Origin of the sequence: Candidatus Nitrosotalea sp. FS (assembly GCF_011319475.1) — an archaeon.
Classification (GTDB): Archaea; Thermoproteota; Nitrososphaeria; order Nitrososphaerales; family Nitrosopumilaceae; genus Nitrosotalea.
Genome location: NZ_RCMC01000183.1, coordinates 1 through 2,411, shown reverse-complemented (window position 1 = coordinate 2,411; position 2,411 = coordinate 1). Strand labels below are relative to the sequence as shown.

5 protein-coding genes, 1 tRNA gene and 1 pseudogene are annotated in these 2,411 nt (G+C 40.5%); 6 read left to right on the top strand and 1 reads right to left on the bottom strand.

What is annotated here, in order from left to right; all coding sequences use genetic code 11:
* The first annotated feature begins 208 nt into the window (after positions 1 to 208).
* The 3 genes and pseudogenes from DYY66_RS16230 to DYY66_RS16225 form a co-directional block, all read left to right on the top strand.
* A complete protein-coding gene (locus DYY66_RS16230) occupies positions 209 to 496 on the top strand; it encodes a tetratricopeptide repeat protein (RefSeq protein ID WP_394352598.1) in 288 nt (95 codons plus the stop codon).
* Between the two features lie 143 nt (positions 497 to 639).
* Positions 640 to 778: pseudogene (locus DYY66_RS13090) on the top strand (HIT family protein); the annotation flags it as partial.
* 1 nt (position 779) lies between these two features.
* On the top strand, positions 780 to 946 hold a 167-nt coding region (locus tag DYY66_RS16225; RefSeq protein WP_218583655.1), incomplete at its 5' end, for an HIT domain-containing protein.
* 1 nt (position 947) lies between these two features.
* On the opposite strand, the gene DYY66_RS06770 is transcribed toward DYY66_RS16225, so the two are convergent.
* A tRNA-Gly gene (locus DYY66_RS06770) sits at positions 948 to 1,021 on the bottom strand.
* Between the two features lie 52 nt (positions 1,022 to 1,073).
* On the opposite strand from DYY66_RS06770, the gene DYY66_RS06765 reads away from it, so the two are divergent.
* The 3 genes from DYY66_RS06765 to DYY66_RS06755 all read left to right on the top strand — a co-directional run.
* Positions 1,074 to 1,247, top strand: coding sequence for a zinc-domain-containing protein (locus tag DYY66_RS06765; protein WP_166287325.1), 174 nt, complete (start codon positions 1,074 to 1,076; stop codon positions 1,245 to 1,247).
* Between the two features lie 294 nt (positions 1,248 to 1,541).
* Complete coding sequence (locus tag DYY66_RS06760; RefSeq protein WP_166287322.1) at positions 1,542 to 1,943, top strand: S6e family ribosomal protein; 402 nt, start codon at positions 1,542 to 1,544, stop codon at positions 1,941 to 1,943.
* 30 nt (positions 1,944 to 1,973) lie between these two features.
* On the top strand, positions 1,974 to 2,411 hold a 438-nt coding region (locus DYY66_RS06755; protein WP_178085586.1), incomplete at its 3' end, for a GTP-binding protein.

Sequence of the window (2,411 nt, the reverse complement as noted above, 5' to 3'; positions counted from 1 at the left end):
TGCAATGGCAACACTAAGACAAGCACTTGAAATCAACAAGTCAAATTCTACTGCCATGTGCCTCTTGGCTGGAATACTAAACGACCAAAACTCTAGCGAAGCCGTGATGTACTATAATAAAACCATAGAGTTGCATTCAAAATATTATCTTGCATACNTGTGTCTCTTGGCTGGAATACTAAACGACCAAAACTCTAGTGAAGCCGTGATGTACTATAACAAGACCATAGAGCTACATTCCAAATATTATCTTGCATATAGGGGGCTTGGAAATTATTATCTCAAGACAAAGGAATATGCTAATGCAGAAAAATACTATACTCTTGCATTAGAGGTTGATTCCACAAGATTTGCACCAATCTACAAGAACCGTGGATTGGTAAGATATGAACAACAAAAACTTGCTGCAGCAAAACAAGACTTTCAAAAATATATAGAACAGATGCCTGAAGCGCGTGACAGGGCTGGAATTGAGCAGGCAATATCTGAATTGTAATGATATATTTGCAAAAAGAATTTAACGATATATTTCTAATCAGAAACAAATGGATTGCATCTTTTGTAAGATAGTAAACGGAACAATTCCTGCAAAAAAATTGTACGAAACACAACACTCTCTTGCGTTCTTGNGTAAGAATAATGGCTGGAAGACTGGAATCAATTGCACCATCTGTACTGATTGCAGTCCATAACGGAAAGGAAAGCGGCCAAGAGGTGCCTCATGTACATGTACACTTGATACCGCGAGACTCTTCTGATGGGGCAGGTCCTGTACATANTTGCAGTTCACAACGGAAAGGAAAGCGGCCAAGAGATACCGCATGTACACGTTCACTTGATACCACGGGACTCTTCGGATGGGGCAGGTCCTGTACATGGCATGTTTTCAAAACGACCATCGCTTGATGAAAATGAATTTGAAAAGATTGTAAAAATTATAAAATAAGTGCGGAGTGCGGGAATTGAACCCGCGACCTTCAGCTTGGGAAGCTGACGTCCTGCCAGGCTGGACTAACTCCGCTGGATCGAAATTTGGTATCTAACATTATATAGTTTAGTTGACAAATTAATTCATGGATGCAAAATGTCCAAAATGTGACAAAGTTGCAATACTTGATGATGAAGCAACAAATGTCAAGTGTCCATATTGTGGGTTTGAGGCAAAATATGAAGACTATCTTGATATGATGAGGGAAAAGGTTGGGCAACTGGCAGAAAATTTTCAGTTTGATAGACCCGGTTTTTAATTACCAGAACGATCCCTTGTCTGAGCAGTCCAAATGGGCTCCACAGTTTGTGCATATNAGAAAACTTTCAGTTTGACAGACCTGGTTTTTAATTACCAAAACGATCCCTTGTCTGAGCAGTCCAAGTGTGCTCCGCAGTTTGTGCATACCATGTGACAGGCTTGCATTGATACCATTACCTTGTCGCAGCGTGGACACTTGATGGATTCGTTCAATGATATAGCAACGTCTTCGCATTTTTAAAAGATTAGGGCGCCAAACGTTAATTAATAGTTCAGAGATTTTTTTTACTACTTGGCAACATTCAAGCTAAACATATCTGACAAGAAAGGAAGAACCATTACCAAAGAGGTAAAGGAAAAAGAAGCAGGACCGTTCTTGGGCTTGACTGTAGGTGCTGAACTTGATGCTGCATTGGTAGGAGAAGCAGGAAAACTAAAGATAACTGGCGGCAGCGACAAGTCAGGAGTTCCACTACGAGGAGACATCCACGGCGGTGCAAGGAAATATATTTTATTATCAAAAGGTGTTGGACTTCGAGATGCAGAAAACGGGCAACGAATTCGCAAACTTGTAAGAGGCAATACTATAACAGAAGAAGTCTATCAGCTAAATTGCGCTTTTGACGGAGAGCTAAAGGTAGAAGAAAAAGCAGCTGAAGGACAAGAAAAAGAAGCTGCCGAGAAAAAGGCATAGGTTAACATATCAGGTTTTTTAAATTTATACGTGCACTGGAAAGATACTCTTCCTGATTGGTATGTAAAAAAATATGGCTACCAACCTTGTGTAAACATTGGAACTGCAGGTCATGTTGATCACGGAAAGACTACACTAATCCAAGCATTGACTGGTGTGTGGACCAGCGCACACAGTGAAGAACTCAAACGAGGAATTACTATTAAAGTTGGATATGCTGATGCTGCATTTTACAAATGTAAGAGCTGTGAAGTTCCACTAGGTTATTCTGTAACACCCAAGTGTAACAATTGTGGAAAGGAAAGTGAACTATCCCGTGTTGTAAGTTTTGTAGACAGTCCTGGCCACGAAAGCCTGATGGCAAACATGCTCTCAGGGTCTGCCTTGATAGATGGAGCAATGTTACTAGTTGCTGCAAATGAAAAAGTCCCACAACCTCAGACAAAGGAACATTTGCTTGCATTACAG

Coding starts and splice junctions, on each gene's coding strand:
- DYY66_RS16230 (WP_394352598.1), top strand. CDS start 209: ATGTACTATAACAAGACCATAGAGCTACATTCCAAATATTATCTTGCA.
- DYY66_RS06765 (WP_166287325.1), top strand. CDS start 1,074: ATGGATGCAAAATGTCCAAAATGTGACAAAGTTGCAATACTTGATGAT.